The organism is Mycobacterium sp. E740, from assembly GCF_001672895.1.
GTDB lineage: Bacteria > Actinomycetota > Actinomycetes > Mycobacteriales > Mycobacteriaceae > Mycobacterium.
This window is the reverse complement of record NZ_LZKP01000053.1, coordinates 1-14,325: the sequence shown is the minus strand read 5'-3', so window position 1 is coordinate 14,325 and position 14,325 is coordinate 1. Positions and strand designations below refer to the sequence as shown.

The 14,325-nt window shown below is 65.6% G+C and carries 14 protein-coding genes and 2 pseudogenes; 7 read left to right on the top strand and 9 right to left on the bottom strand.

The features are described from left to right. The first annotated feature begins 139 nt into the window (after positions 1 to 139). A complete protein-coding gene (locus tag A5663_RS05035) occupies positions 140 to 433 on the top strand; it encodes an MTH1187 family thiamine-binding protein (RefSeq protein WP_068144698.1) in 294 nt (97 codons plus the stop codon). Here the strand turns inward: A5663_RS05035 and A5663_RS05030 are convergent. Both A5663_RS05030 and A5663_RS05025 read right to left on the bottom strand, forming a co-directional pair. Continuing rightward, entirely contained in the window at positions 430 to 720 is a 291-nt protein-coding gene (locus A5663_RS05030; protein ID WP_068144696.1) for a metal-sensitive transcriptional regulator, read from the bottom strand. The two genes, A5663_RS05035 and A5663_RS05030, sit on opposite strands and share 4 nt — an antisense overlap. A 1-nt stretch (position 721) precedes the next feature. Further along, on the bottom strand, positions 722 to 1,330 hold the full coding sequence (locus A5663_RS05025) for a DUF305 domain-containing protein (RefSeq protein ID WP_068144694.1): 609 nt from the start codon (positions 1,328 to 1,330) through the stop codon (positions 722 to 724). A 79-nt stretch (positions 1,331 to 1,409) separates the two neighbouring features. Here A5663_RS05025 and ilvD point away from each other — a divergent pair, with 79 nt between their 5' ends. Then, the gene (gene ilvD, locus A5663_RS05020; protein ID WP_068144692.1) at positions 1,410 to 3,134 is read left to right on the top strand and encodes a dihydroxy-acid dehydratase; all 1,725 of its coding nucleotides are present in this window, start codon (positions 1,410 to 1,412) and stop codon (positions 3,132 to 3,134) included. Here the strand turns inward: ilvD and A5663_RS05015 are convergent. The 5 genes and pseudogenes from A5663_RS05015 to A5663_RS04995 form a co-directional block, all read right to left on the bottom strand. Further along, entirely contained in the window at positions 3,131 to 3,523 is a 393-nt protein-coding gene (locus tag A5663_RS05015) for an SRPBCC family protein (protein ID WP_068144688.1), read from the bottom strand. The two genes, ilvD and A5663_RS05015, sit on opposite strands and share 4 nt — an antisense overlap. 81 nt (positions 3,524 to 3,604) lie before the next feature. Continuing rightward, entirely contained in the window at positions 3,605 to 4,882 is a 1,278-nt protein-coding gene (locus tag A5663_RS05010) for an HNH endonuclease signature motif containing protein (RefSeq protein WP_068144684.1), read from the bottom strand. A 45-nt stretch (positions 4,883 to 4,927) separates the two neighbouring features. Continuing rightward, positions 4,928 to 5,440: a hypothetical protein gene (locus A5663_RS05005; RefSeq protein ID WP_068144681.1), complete on the bottom strand. Its 513-nt coding sequence runs from the start codon at positions 5,438 to 5,440 to the stop codon at positions 4,928 to 4,930. A gap of 25 nt (positions 5,441 to 5,465) precedes the next feature. Further along, the gene (locus A5663_RS05000; protein WP_231976687.1) at positions 5,466 to 6,245 is read right to left on the bottom strand and encodes a DAPG hydrolase family protein; all 780 of its coding nucleotides are present in this window, start codon (positions 6,243 to 6,245) and stop codon (positions 5,466 to 5,468) included. Position 6,246: 1 nt separating this feature from the next. Next, positions 6,247 to 7,583: pseudogene (locus A5663_RS04995) on the bottom strand (FAD-binding oxidoreductase). 64 nt (positions 7,584 to 7,647) lie between these two features. Between A5663_RS04995 and A5663_RS04990 the strand changes: the two are divergent. Continuing rightward, complete coding sequence (locus A5663_RS04990; RefSeq protein WP_231976686.1) at positions 7,648 to 8,316, top strand: IclR family transcriptional regulator; 669 nt, start codon at positions 7,648 to 7,650, stop codon at positions 8,314 to 8,316. A gap of 9 nt (positions 8,317 to 8,325) precedes the next feature. Here A5663_RS04990 and A5663_RS04985 read toward each other — a convergent pair whose 3' ends face one another. Next, the gene (locus tag A5663_RS04985; protein WP_068144674.1) at positions 8,326 to 8,991 is read right to left on the bottom strand and encodes an O-methyltransferase; all 666 of its coding nucleotides are present in this window, start codon (positions 8,989 to 8,991) and stop codon (positions 8,326 to 8,328) included. A 207-nt stretch (positions 8,992 to 9,198) separates the two neighbouring features. Here A5663_RS04985 and A5663_RS23260 point away from each other — a divergent pair, with 207 nt between their 5' ends. The 4 genes from A5663_RS23260 (at position 9,199) to A5663_RS04970 (ending at position 14,207) form a co-directional block, all read left to right on the top strand. After that, on the top strand, positions 9,199 to 9,624 hold the full coding sequence (locus tag A5663_RS23260) for a hypothetical protein (protein ID WP_068144672.1): 426 nt from the start codon (positions 9,199 to 9,201) through the stop codon (positions 9,622 to 9,624). Positions 9,625 to 9,824: 200 nt separating this feature from the next. Beyond that, positions 9,825 to 10,739: a hypothetical protein gene (locus A5663_RS22480; RefSeq protein ID WP_231976685.1), complete on the top strand. Its 915-nt coding sequence runs from the start codon at positions 9,825 to 9,827 to the stop codon at positions 10,737 to 10,739. A gap of 1,268 nt (positions 10,740 to 12,007) precedes the next feature. Beyond that, the gene (locus A5663_RS04975; protein ID WP_231976684.1) at positions 12,008 to 12,940 is read left to right on the top strand and encodes a secretion protein EccK; all 933 of its coding nucleotides are present in this window, start codon (positions 12,008 to 12,010) and stop codon (positions 12,938 to 12,940) included. Between the two features lie 55 nt (positions 12,941 to 12,995). Further along, on the top strand, positions 12,996 to 14,207 hold the full coding sequence (locus A5663_RS04970) for an alcohol dehydrogenase catalytic domain-containing protein (protein WP_082973928.1): 1,212 nt from the start codon (positions 12,996 to 12,998) through the stop codon (positions 14,205 to 14,207). Here A5663_RS04970 and A5663_RS22915 read toward each other — a convergent pair. Beyond that, positions 14,150 to 14,325, bottom strand: a pseudogene (locus A5663_RS22915) (glutathione-dependent formaldehyde dehydrogenase); the annotation flags it as partial. The gene A5663_RS04970 and the pseudogene A5663_RS22915 overlap by 58 nt on opposite strands.

The following is a 14,325-nucleotide window of genomic DNA, read 5'->3' as shown; positions in this document are numbered from 1 at the left end:
CGCCGCCACCATGGCGGTGAGCAGTCGACTGCGCTTTGGCCTGCGCATACGTAACCTCCCAGTCGCTGAACTCCAACCAGTGTGGCATAGGACCGGAATCGCTCAGTGTCCTCAGGACCTCCGGTGGCAGGCTGGTCGAATGATTGTGGCCTTCAGCGTGAGTCCGATCGGCGGAGATGACAGTGTTGGCGACGCGGTCGCCGAGGCGGTGCGGGTGGTGCGCGCGTCGGGGCTGCCGAACGAGACCAACGCGATGTTCACCAATCTCGAGGGTGACTGGGACGAGGTGATGGACGTGGTGAAACGCGCCGTCGAGGCGGTCGCTGCGGCCGCACCGCGCGTGAGCCTCGTGCTCAAGGCCGACATCCGGCCGGGCCACACTGGTCAGCTGACCGCAAAAGTTCAGCGGGTCGACGACGTGTTGGGCGGTTAGGAGCGCACCAGGCGCGCGATGGCCGCCGATGCCTCCGCCAGCTTGGTCTGAGCCTCTTCGCCACCCTCGGCGACGGCGTGGGACACGCAGTGGCCGAGATGTTCGTCGAGCAACCCGAGCGCGACGGACTGCAGCGCGCTGTTGACCGCGCTGATCTGGGTGAGCACGTCGATGCAGTACTTGTCGTCCTCGATCATCTTCGCGATGCCGCGAACCTGGCCCTCGATCCGACGCAGCCGCTTGGCGTAGTTGTCCTTCTGCTGCGAATAGCCGTGTGCTGCAGTCATTTCAGCCTTTCAGCAGTTGGTTCATCTCGCCGATTTCGGCTTGCTGCGTATCGACCATCGTCTGCGCGAGGCGTTTGGCGTCGACGTTCTCGCCGTTCGCGAGTTCGGCTTTGGCCATCTCGATCGCACCCTGGTGATGGCCGATCATCGACTGCAGCCACAGCGTGTCGAACTCGGCTCCCGACAGCGACTTGAGTTTGGCCATGGTGGCGTCGTCGACCATGCCCTGCATCGCGCCGTCGCCGTGTCCGCCGTGCCCGGAGCCGGATTCGGGGTTCTCGTTCCACTGCACGAGGAGCACCTTCATGGCCTGGATCTCGGGCCCCTGGGCGGAAGATATCTGCTCGGCGAGCGCCTTGACCTTCGGGTTCGTGGAGCGCTGCGGAACCAACTCCGAGAGGTCGACCGCCTGCTGATGGTGCGGGATCATGTTCGTCGCGAACGCGATGTCGTCGGCGTTGAACCCCGCCGGTTGACCGCTGATCGCGGGCTGGTCGGAAGGCTCGTGGTCGGTGTGACCGTCGGACGGCTGACTGCTACAGGCTGTCAGCAACAGCGCGGTGGTGAAGGCGATCAGGACAGCGGCGAGGCGAGTGATCAACGACGTCATGCGAGCGAGTCTACTGTATACCCCACCGGGGTATGCATAACGGTTTGGCCGGGCGAAACGCCAAAGGCATACTGGGTCGATGCCCTCACAGACTCCCGACACCTCTCGCCGGGCGGAGCCCGACATCAAGCCCCGCAGTCGCGACGTCACCGACGGCCTCGAGAAAGCCGCCGCCCGCGGCATGTTGCGCGCGGTGGGTATGGAGGACGACGACTTCGCCAAGCCGCAGATCGGCGTCGGGTCGTCGTGGAACGAAATCACGCCGTGCAACCTCTCGCTGGACCGGCTGGCCAAGGCGGTCAAGGACGGCGTGCACGCCGCCGGCGGGTTCCCGATGGAGTTCGGCACCATCTCGGTGTCCGACGGCATCTCGATGGGCCACGAAGGCATGCACTTCTCGCTGGTGTCCCGCGAGGTCATCGCCGACAGCGTCGAGACGGTGATGATGGCCGAACGTCTCGACGGTTCGGTGCTGCTGGCCGGATGCGACAAGTCGCTGCCCGGCATGCTGATGGCCGCCGCCCGCCTCGACCTGGCCAGCGTGTTCCTCTACGCCGGGTCGATTCTGCCGGGCAAGGCCAAACTGTCCGACGGCACCGAGATGGACGTCACGATCATCGACGCGTTCGAAGCGGTCGGGGCGTGCGCGCGCGGGTTGATGTCGCGCGAGGACGTCGATGCGATCGAGCGCGCGATCTGTCCTGGCGAAGGCGCCTGCGGGGGCATGTACACCGCGAACACGATGGCTTCGGCCGCCGAGGCTCTCGGGATGTCGCTGCCCGGTTCCGCTGCACCGCCGGCCACGGACCGCCGCCGCGACGGTTTCGCCCGCCGGTCGGGCCAGGCGGTGGTGGAGCTGCTTCGCCGCGGTATCACCGCACGCGACATCATGACGAAGGAGGCGTTCGAGAACGCGATCGCCGTGGTGATGGCGTTCGGCGGTTCAACCAACGCGGTCCTGCACCTGTTGGCGATCGCCCATGAAGCCAACGTCAAGTTGACCCTCGATGACTTCACCCGCATCGGGCAGAAGGTGCCGCATCTGGCCGACGTGAAGCCGTTCGGCAAGCACGTCATGTTCGATGTCGACCGCATCGGCGGCGTTCCGGTCGTGATGAAGGCGCTGCTGGATGCTGGTCTGCTGCACGGTGATTGCTTGACGGTCACCGGTCAGACGATGGCCGAGAACCTTGCGCACATCGCGCCGCCCGACCCCGACGGCAAGGTGCTGCGTGCATTGGCCGATCCGATCCATCCGACCGGGGGCATCACGATCCTGCACGGGTCGCTGGCGCCGGAAGGCGCGGTGGTCAAGTCGGCAGGTTTCGATTCGGACGTGTTCGAAGGCACGGCAAGGGTTTTCGAACGCGAGCGGGCGGCGCTGGATGCGCTGGAGGACGGCACGATCCAGGCCGGCGACGTCGTGGTCATCCGTTACGAGGGACCGAAGGGCGGTCCGGGTATGCGCGAGATGCTCGCGATCACCGGCGCGATCAAGGGGGCGGGGCTCGGCAAGGATGTGCTGCTGATGACCGACGGCCGGTTCTCTGGTGGCACGACCGGTCTGTGCGTCGGTCACGTGGCACCCGAAGCGGTCGACGGTGGTCCCATCGCGTTCGTCCGCGACGGTGACCGCATCCGACTCGACGTCGGCGCGGGCACCTTGGACGTGCTGGTCGATCCCGACGAATTCGAAACGCGCAAGGCAGGTTTCGAGCCGCTGCCGCCCGTCTACACCACCGGCGTGCTGGCCAAGTACACCAAGCTGGTGCACTCGGCGGCGACGGGCGCGGTCTGCAGCTAGCCCACCATGCGGGCGATCCGCTGTAGTGCGATTGCGCAGACCGGCAGGTAAGCGGTCGCCCATCGCGGTGCGCTCATCCAGGCCAGGCAGCCGTCGTCGCGCGGATCGACGCCATGGCGAGTCGCGTTGACGCCCAGCACCTGCCAAGCCCACCGGCGGCCGTCGTCGAATTCGGTGATCTCGAACGCTATCGGGACGAGTAACGGCGTCCAGACCTTGCCCCGCGCGCCGAGGCGCAACGGTCCGGCCTCGGACAATTCGGCGCCCAGAACGGTCGGCCCCCACTTCGGCCAAACCTCGATGTCTGTCAGCACATTCCACACCGCGTCAGCCGGCGCCGGAATCACACGCTGGACCGTCGGCATGCCCTCACGCAGGGTGATGTTCATGGCCGGACGAGATAGATGTTCATGGCCGGACGAGATAACCGCGTCGGCATGGGTTCAAACGCGCCGGTGTCGGTGACCGATCTAGTTCGTTGACGGTGGTGGTTGTGGTTGGAAGGGTTCGTACCACCACCAGTCGGCGCGTTCACCGAGGGGGCCGCTCCATGGTGGGACGGCTAGTGGGGGTTTGTCCGGTGGGTGGGCCAGTGAGCCGGGGTCCAGCGGTTCGCCGTCGCGGTCGCTGACGGTGAGTTGGTCGGCGGGTCCGGTGATGGTGATCTCGCCGCGGTGATGCATCCGATGGTGATGCGGGCACACCAGCACCAGGTTGTCCAACTCGGTGGGGCCGCCGTCTTCCCAGTGCCGGATGTGGTGGGCGTGCAGACCGCGCGTGGCGTTACAGCCGGGCACCCGACAGGTGCGGTCGCGGTACTCCAGCGCGCGGCGCAGCCGACGGCTGATCACCCGCGTCGAGCGCCCGGCGCCGATGGGCTGCCCGCGCCGCTGCACCCACACCTCACAGTCGGTGTCACACAACAGGTATTGCCGATCAGCTTCGGACAGGACCGGGCCCAGGTGCGGCCACGCGGCGCGCTTGTCGGCATCGAGATGCACGATCACCGTCGTGTGCTGACCATGCGGGCGGCGCGCCACCTCACCGTCCCACCCGGTCTGCACCATGCGCATAAACGCATCGGCCAGGGTGGGAAACGGCGCCCGGACCGCCGAGTCACCCTGCAACCGGCGCTGATGATCCTCCCCAGGACTGTCAGGTCCGTGGTCGGCGATGTGCTCGTTGATCAACGCCTCCCGGTGCGACTGCAGCGCCGCATCCAGCTTGGCGGCCTCGATGTTGGGCAGCGTGATCCGATACGTGCTGAACTGCTCGCCGGCGGTCTTGGTGATCGACCGCTCGGGATCCGGTGTGGGCGGCTTCGGGCGCGGCTCCAGCCCGATCGCATACCGCAACTGGCTGACCGTGGCCGCCGACGCCAGCTGCGCGTAATGCTCATCCGAACCCGCGGCGGCGTGCTTGGCGATCACACCGACCTGATCCAACGACAACCGGCCCGCCCGCAACTGCGCGGTGCAGCGCGGAAACTCGGAAAACCGGTCCGCGACCGCGGTCACCGTCTTGGCGCTCGCCGTCGACATGCCCAACTTCCAGGCGACCAACGCCTGCACCGACCGCGCCCCGGTGATCCCCCACAAGCCGTCACGATCAAGCTCGGCGACGATCTCCACAATGCGCCCATCAATCGCATTGCGCTGCCCCGCCAACTCCGCCAACTCCTCGAAACACCCCTCAAGACGCTCCCGCGGACTCACCCCAGCGGCGTCGGGAGATGCGGTCAAGGACATAGCCGCATCATGACAGCAGGGTCCGACAAGTCCGGAGAACTCTGATCAGTTGGGCGGATCGATGGGTGTCACCGAGATGGGCAGCCGGTGGGTGCCTGGTCCTTCACCGGGACATCCGGCGCCCTCGGTGACGAGGGTGCGCTCGCCGAAGAAGCTGCCGTCGGGATTCGGGATCAGGTAGTCCGAGCGCTCGGCCGTCACGGCGCTGTTGGGGTCGCTGCGATTGCAGAAATAGGGATATCGACCACTGGTTTCCCAACGGTCATTGCTCCATCGATACTCGTAGGCCAAGGGAGCGCCTGGATTGCGGGCATGGTCGTCGGTGTTGTCGAGCGTTGCGACACAACCGTTCACGTCACAATGAGTGGTGAACGGAACGGGCACGGTGAGTGGGTTCATCGGCGTCGGCGCACCGTTGAACGTCTGCTTCGAGAAGTCGATGAAGAGGTTGTAGTAGCCGTACAACGGCGGTGGTTCAACGCGATTCGCGTGAGCCATCGGCGACACGATCGACACGGCGCCGACGGCTATTACGCCGAACATGGACATCTTTCTCATCGTGCCTGATTAACACACGCGCATATCAGTCGTCGGCGAATCGACCAAACAGAGCGGGCAGGAACGCGGCCAGGTGGTTCATCTCTTGGGCGCAGTGCACCATCAAGTCGCGTGGATCCGGAAGTTGCCGCGCAGCAATGGGGCGCACTGCGTTGTCCGTCAACCGGTTTCCACGTCGTACCGCGACGTGGCGTCCACCCATCCAGAAGCGCGACCGCATTTCAGCGCCGCCGGGAACGGCCCGTACGTGGTGCACCAGCCAACCGACGTCGACGGGCAGGTTATCCGAGCCGAGACGCGCGCAGATCGCAACCGAGTCGCCCGTCACAGCGAGCCCGAGGACGGACGGTTCTACGAATCGAATCGCCGGACGCGAGAACGTCGATCCCAGGTACTCCTGCACGAGTGACGTGCGCCCGACGTAACCGCCGTCGCCGCCGCCGTCGGCCCACCGGGCGGACACGTGCGCGCGCGGATGCCAGAGCTTGTAGCGCCGGGAATCGCTGCCGTGCCAGCCGAACCACCATGTCCACATCGCGGGTGTCACGCCGGCCATGTCGGTGCGCACCGATACCTGAATGCCACCGTCGCGCACGGTGCCGTAACCGTTTTCGGTCTGCTGGTAGCCCTCGTCGAGCATCGCGCCAATGTCGTCGAACGCCGGAAGCGTGGGTCCGGCCTGGGGTCCGTGCTCTAACGCCGTTGCGACATGCCCTGGCAGAGTGGCCATTTGCGGGTTGAAGAACTCGGCGAACGGTGTGGCGAAGTCCTCGCGCCGGTAGCCGAGGTAGCCGTCGCGTGCCACCTCAGACCCTTCCCATCCAGCCATGGAAGAGGCCGTCGGGGTCGTATCGTGCGCGGGCGCCGTCGAGGCGGCTCATGCTCGCATCGGTTGCGAACTTGGCGGGCCGCTGGCCGAGATTCTCGTCGGCGAGTTGAATTCCCGTGGCGAGGTGCGCCATCGCGGCCATGTTCGAGCGTGCCCAGTCGGCGTAGCGACCGTCGTCCTGCGGGTCGCGCCACACCGTGTAGAGCGCGAGGTAGATCTCGTCCTCGAGGCTGTAGGCCATGTCCTGGCGCGGCGGCGACGGGCCCCAGTTGAGCCAGAGGAAATGCGACGGATGCGGCGGGAGGGTCTCGATGATGCGCCGGATGCCCGGCAGTAGTTGGTCGGCCGTCGCCGACGTCCACATGTTGTCGGCGGCGTAGCGGTATCCGGTCGGGTAGTTGCTCATGACCGCCTCGTACCAAGTCGCGAGTTCGGTTGGTGCATAAGGCGCCGCGATGATCGAGCGGTCGCGAACGGGGCAGGTGTCCAAGAGTGCAAGCGCCTGGATCGCCTCATCCTCGGACTCGGCGAACACGGGCGAAGCCATCACGATCGCCGGCTGGTCCAGACCGGCGCCGGGAACGCTGCGCGAGGCGACGATCTGCAGCTCGACGCGGCGGTCCACGTCGGCGCCGATTGCTCGCGCCCACGTGAAGATCTCGTCCGCGAGCTCGATCGGATAGACATACAGGCTGCTGCCGCAGATCGCGGGACGCCGATACAGCTGGAGATGAAACGCAGTGACCACGCCGAAAAGCCGGGGCCGGCTCCCCTTGCGGCCCAATACATCTCCGGGTGAGAGTCCGCGCTGCAGTGGATATGCTCGCCGCCGGCGGTGACCACGTCGACACCGATGACGCTCTCGCAGGCCGGGCCGAGCACGCGGCTGTTCCAGCCGTAGCCGCCCTGCAGAAGGTAACCGCCGATGCACACACCCTTGCAGTGGCCGGCCGGAAAGAACAAGCCTTGGGCTTCGAGTTCGGCCGCCAGGACACTGCCGCCCTTGCCTGGTCCGACGACGGCGGTCAGGTTCTCGGTGTCGATTGCACAGTCATCAAGGTGGCTGACGTCGAGCAGCATCCCCCCGTCGCGCACGTGGTTGCCCGACCAACTGTGGCCCCCGGACCGCACGCCGACTTTCATCTGATGGGCGGCGGCGTGGCGGATTGCAGTCACGACGACGCCCGCGTCGTGGGCTTGCACGATGACGTCGGGATAGCGGTCCGGAGTGCGGGCATTCCATACTGTCGCGCGGCGGGCGGTCTCGTAACCGTCGTCACCGCGCTGGAACGTGCGGCCGTCGGGTAGGACCATCGCAAACCCCTTGATTCGCATCGCGGATCTTTCGAGCCGCTATCCGGATCAATATAGTGAGGGCGTGACGGATCCGGAAGCGATTCGGCGAACTGGCGGTCGCGACGACGGCATCCAGGTGCTGCGTCGGGCGGCGGCGGCGCTCGACGAGATCGGGGCTGAGCCGGGCCGGTTGCGCCTGGTCGACCTGGGCGAGCGGTTGGGACTCGCGAAGTCGACCGTGCGGCGACTGATGGTGGGGCTGATTGAGATCGGGTTCGCGAGTGCCGATGAGCAGGGCCGGTTCTCCCTCGGCGATCGCCTCCTAGGGTTGGGCGGCGCCGACACTGCGAGCCTTGCGTCACTGTTTCGGCCGACGTTGGAGGAACTGGGCTCGGCAACCGACGAGACGGTCGATCTGTCGGTGCTGCGGGGCAATCAGATGCTGTTCATCGATCAGGTGGAGTCGCCGCACCGCTTGCGCGCGGTGTCAGCGGTGGGCGTCCGATTTCCACTGGAGTCGACGGCTAATGGCCGTGCTGTGGCGGCTCTGCTGGACGGCCGTGCAGAGGTCGCGTTCGACCGCGACGAACACACCGCCGGCATCTCAGCCGCGGGAGTGGCCGGGCGGACCGCCGGAGGGCATGTGGTCGCGATCTCCGTGCCCGCGCCATCGGATCGGTTCGTCGCGCATGAGAAGCGGATCGTTGCGGCGCTGCGGGCTGCCGCCGCGGCCGCTCCGTGGTCGAGGTGATTTCGCTGATCAGGGTTTGACTCGCGCGACCGCGAAGCCGTCCCAACCTTTGGCGCCGACGGTCTGGATCGCGGCGGCTTCCAGGCGCGGGTGCTGGCCCATCATTTCGAGCATGTCCCGAACGGCGCGTGCCTGATGATCGTCGGGAGCCGGTTCGAGGACGCGCCCGAAGCGAGCGATGTTGTCCACCACGATGATCGAGTTCGGCTTACCGAGCTCGATCGCCCACTCGACGTAGGCGACGTTGTTCTCTTTGTCGGCGTCGATGAACGTGAGGTCGAAGATGTCGCCGCGCTCGCGCAGGGTCGGCAGGGTGTCGAGAGCGGCCCCGACGATGATCTCGACGCGGTCGGCTGCGCCTGCGTGGTCGAGGTTCTGGCGGGCGACGTCGGCATGGCGGGGCTCGTATTCGAGGGTGGTGACGCGGCCACTCGGCCCGACGCCGCGGGCAAGGTTGATGGTGCTGTAACCGGCGAGGGTTCCGATCTCGAGGACGCGGGTGGCGTGCGTGAGCGTCGTCAGAAGGTAGAGAAGCCTGCCGTGTTGAGCCGATACCTCGATGGCGGGCATGCCGGCTGCGTCAGCGGACTCGCGGGCCTTTTGTAGTGCGTCGTCTTCGGTATGAAGGAGGCGATCAAACAGGCTGTCGAGGGCTTTGGGATCGGGCTCGGCCACCTGCCGACGATAGCGAAGTCCGGCAAATGAGCGTTTGCCTTGGGATACAGGGCTATTTGCTGGCGGACGACTCTGGCGTCTTGCGGCGTGTGCTTAGAGCAAAAATTGCCGCGATTGAAGGTGATGCCCGTCGGGTAGCATTTGCCGCGAGACGCCGAAAGGGCATGCCAATCCGTCGGCGCGGGCTGATCGCTGTGCGGAGTGACAATGACTGAGACATTGCGGATCGACACCGGATTGGTGGTCGAGGCCGGTGGTCGACTGCAGGCTGTAGCTGCTGCTATCCCTGCGCCGCCGGAGTCGTACAGCCCGCCAGGCGGCGATGCGTTGTCGACGGCGATCGCCGCCAAGGTCGCAGAAGTGGTCGATCCGGTGATCGCTCAGCTGCCGATCACCAAAGAGGAATTGGCGAAGTACGCGCAGAACGTGGTGAACGCCGGCAACACCTATGACGAGGTCGATCGCCAGGTCGCCGAGCAGATCCTCAAGCGGGTTGAAGGCATGGACGACGCGAGCAACACGGGCGGCGGCCCGGGAGTGGCGTCATCAGCCGTGGGAACCGCCCAACAATCGGGCCCGATGGGCCAGATGGCGCAACCTTCGACCGGGACCGCACCGGAGATCGCCCTGTGAGCTACCCGCCACCGTCGGGAGGTCCGCCGCCAGGGAATTACGGCCCCGCGCAGGGGAATCCGGGCCAGGGGGCGCCACCTCAGCAGTCGTGGCCGCAGCAGCAGTGGTCGCCGGGTCCGGCGCCGAAGAAACGTGGCAATGGGTGGAAGTGGGCGCTGGGGGGAATTGCGCTGCTGGCAGTGATCGGAGTGACTGTCGCAGTGACGATCTCAGTCACGTCAGATGACGAGAACGGTGGCGACTCGAAACCGCGGGGCGAGACTTACGGACTGGCCAGCGCGAACGACACCGGGCCAGTCACCATCATCACAGAAGATCCGAGCTGTGCGGCTTGGGGACCGATTAACGATACGTTCGCCGACATCCAGAAGAAGGGCTGGAATAAGCGGGATCCGGCTATTCCTGCCTCGCGATGGAGTCCTGAACAGCAGGCGTCTTACGAAGAAGTCCGCCAGGGCGCACAAAACGCTGCTGATCAAACGACAGCGCTGGCAAAGATGACACCTAGTCGTGTCATGCGAGAACTATATGAGCAATTCATCGCCTACGCGCGCGCCTACAGCGACGCTATCCCAGCCTATGAGCCGGCCGACGAGAACTTGGCCCGCGTCATGATCAACAGTGGCGCAACTATCTACTTCATTTGCAATGCGATCCAGTCCCAGTCCGCTCAGGCCAGGGCGCCGCTAGTCAATCCATCGCCAGATACCAAAAAGGTTGCACCACTTGGGGATCCGTGGAGACCAAGCCGCTTCCTCTCTCATGGTGATTCGGTTTGCGGCGAATGGGCCAGCTTGCTTAGGGGGTTCGACGCGAGCACGGGAGCGTGGCAGAACCTTGATCCGGCCACTCCGGCGACTAGTTGGACTTCCGAGCAACGCGCAGTCGTCGAATCAGTAATACCTCAGATGACGCAATTTGCGGACCGCGCCGAAGAACTGGCCCGGGAGACAACCAATCCAGTCCTTCAGGACTTCGCCTTCCTTACTGCTCAATACCGGCGCGCTTATGCGAAGGCGCTACCTACTTATTCAGAGGCCGACTCATGGCTCACTTCGGCGTCGGCTAGCGCCGCCTCAACGATCTTCAACGCCTGCAAGGCGGCCGGATACTAGCGGTGAGTATCAACAGGCCGGATGACCCCTACGGGCTGACGGATAGTCCTGCTTGGCCGGAAGCTGACGAGGACATTCTGCGGCGATGTGCTGATGCGTTTGATAGCGCAGCAAGGTCCGTTGATACGCAGACCGACCGGGCCAAGAGTGCACGGGCAGATTTGTTCGGTGGCGCGGGACTGTGGTCGGGGTCATCTGCCGACGCCGCAGGCCGATCGCTAGACAGGCAGATCGCAAATCTGGAGGCTTTGCGGGAGAAGCTTATTACTGCATCGCAGTTATTCGGTGAATCCGCGGCCGCGACGATAAGCGCAAAAACGCAGATTTCGAATCTTGTTGAAGTCGCAACTACAATTCTCGATTGGGCCCGGACACATCCAGAAATTCCGGACGATGCGAAGCAAGCAGCAATCACCGCGGGTATCGACGCCATTCGGCGCCAGAACCTTTCGATCGTAGCGTCTGGGGCCGCGAAGATCTCCAAAAATTCAATTGCCACCACCACGGGTTCGGCATCGGCGGACGGTGTTCAGATGCTGCACGGGGGGAGTAAAAGTCAACATGACTCGCGGATCGTCCTGGCAAATAACACCGTCGAGCCGGAAGGCTTTGTGAGCACGCCCGGCGGAGGAGAGCAGGACCCTGCGAATAACCCTCCGCCGCCGGGTTCGAACGCCATCAACCCTGCTGGACGAGAAGAATCTCCAGCAGATGCGCCCTCAAATCCAGAAGCCGACCAGCAATCGGCCACGCCGTTAGACAACAGCGTAAGCCCCGCAGGCGCAATAGAAGCGCCCGGTGGTTCGCCAGCCGGCTACCCCGACTTCGGTCTTCCCGCCGTTTCTGGCGGAGGCAGCCATAGGGGTGCACCGTCCGCGCCTACCATAGGGACTCCAGCCAGCCCTCTATCCGGGTCATCCGGTGTTTCCGGCGCCACCGCGGCCCCGTCGCTGCCTTCCACACCGAGCACTCCCAGCACCGTGAATCCCCCTGCGGCGACGGCGAATCAAGCTCAACTGACCGACTTCCACCGCTCGATGGCCGATGCAGCCGCGAAAGTTGCTTCCCAGCCGCCCATTCCACCTCCTCAGCCTCCGACACCGCTGGCATCAGCACCCATCTCGCAGACGAACGCTTCGGTGCCGCTACCCGACGCTCCCCCGCCGCCGCAACCGTCCCCCACTCCGTCTGCCGCCGGCCCCAATTCCATGAACGCCCAAGCACCTATTCCTGCGCCCCCCTCGACAACGGCTGCGCCAACCCCGCCGATGCCACTCGGCCCCGCACCCACACCTTCGCCCGCCGCGCCCGTCGCTTCCGCCGGCGCAGCCGGACCCGCCATCCCGCCGGCCACCGTCGCCTCAGGCTCCAGTACCGTCGGCGCCCCTGCGCCCGTTCCGGTTTCGGCTGCCCGCGCTCAGCGTGAAGCGATCGCCGCAGCCACCCTCCGCCGCCCCTCCGGTAGCGATCCCACCCAACTGGCCCTGCGCGTCGCCGCGGCACTCAACGTCGGCATCACCGACATGGGATTCTTCTGGGTCACGGGCATCGCGAAGGACGGCACCATCGTCGTCGCCAACAACTACGGCCTCGCCTACATCCCCGAAGGCGTCAATCTGCCCGAACGGGTCAAGATGGCCACCGCCGACGAGAGTGTTCCGCCGGGCGTCCGCGGCAGCTGGACCACGTATCCCATTCTCGCGCTTCATGGTTGGGCTCAGCACCACAATTCGGACCTGCGCGCCGTCATCGCCACCGAGGACCAGTTCAAAGGCTTCGACCCCGGCGCACCCAAGATCGTCCTGCGCCCCGACGACATCCCCGAGAACGGCCGGATGGAAGGCCGCCATCGCCTTCAAGTCATATCGCCCAGTGCCGCAACGCAATTGGCCGCGATCGCGCCGACTGCCCTCTCTGAAGTGCTGCCTCCCCCGCCCGCCGACATCAATCCCCCGGCCGACCGGCGCGCCCTACTGTGGTTCGAGGTATTCCGTCCCCTGCTGAGCAACGCGCCGGACCGCGGTCAGGTCCAGTTGCGGCATTTCGTCACCTACGCCGACCACGCTCAGCAACTGGCCCTCCACCGCGCGCACACCGCTACCGAAGCCGCCGACCAGCGCGCCGCCATCGCCGACTGGATCTACTGGCAGCACCTGAGCGTCCTCGCCTCCGACGCCATCGCCGCCGCCGCGGCGGTCTAGAACGTTTGGCGCTCGGCCAAATGGGCAGCCTCGTCAAAACCAAGAGGAGGCGCCAATGCGAGCAGTGACGTGGCAGGGTCGTCGAAAAGTGTCCGTCGACAACGTCCCCGACCCGGCGATCAAAGAGCCCACTGACGCGATCATCCGGGTCACCAGCACCAACATCTGCGGATCGGACTTGCACCTCTACGAGGTGCTCGGCGCGTTCATGTCGCCCGGCGACATCCTGGGCCACGAAGCGATGGGCGTCGTCGAGGAGGTCGGCAGCGAGGTCGGTGACCTCAAGCCCGGCGATCGCGTCGTCATCCCGTTCAACATCTCCTGCGGTCACTGCTTCATGTGCGACCAAGGTCTGCAGAGCCAGTGCGAAACCACCCAGAACCGCGACCAGGGCACCGGCGCCGCCCTGTTCGGCTACTCCAAGCTCTACGGCGAAGTCGCGGGTGGCCAGGCCGAGTATTTGCGCGTACCGCAGGCCCAGTACACCCACGTCAAAGTTCCCGACGACGGGCCAGACGATCGCTACGTCTACCTGTCCGATGTGCTGCCGACGGCCTGGCAGGCACTGGAGTACGCGTCTGTCCCCGACGACGGCACCCTCGTCGTGCTGGGCCTGGGTCCGATCGGGGCGATGGCCTGTCATATCGCCGCGCACCGAAAGAACTGCAGGGTGATCGGCGTGGACCTCGTCGATGAGCGGCTCTCCCGCGCCCGCGCCTACTGCGACGAAGTCGTCGACCTGCGCACCGACGACGCCGACGAAGTCGTCAAAGCTCACACCGACGGCCGCGGCGCGGACGCCGTCATCGATGCGGTCGGCATGGAGGCGCACGGTTCACCGGTAGCCGAGACCATGCAGACAATGAGCAATTTCCTGCCCTCGCCGGTCGGCCGCGTCGTGATGAAGAACGCCGGCGTCGACCGGCTCGCGGCATTGAACTCCGCGATCTCCCTCGTGCGCCGCGGCGGCACGATCTCACTGTCGGGGGTCTACGGGGGCGCCGCGGACCCGATCAACATGATGACCTTGTTCGACAAGCAGATTCAGCTTCGGATGGGTCAGGCCAACGTCAAGAGATGGATCCCGGACATCCTTCCGCTGCTGACGGCCGATGACCCGTTGCGCGTCGAGCAGGGGCGTTTCCGATTGGTTCATGATCGGCGGGTACCCGCGCCAAGCCGACGTCGAACCAATCGCGTCGTGGGCGGTCAGGGCTTGAGGATGACCTTGACCATGCCGTCTTCCTTCTTCTGGAAGGTCTCGTAGGCGTCCGGGGCCGACTCGAGTGGAAGCCGGTGGGTCGCGAACTGCTCGACGCGCAACGGGTCATCGGCCGTCAGCAGCGGAAGGATGTCCGGGATCCATCTCTTGACGTTGGCCTGAC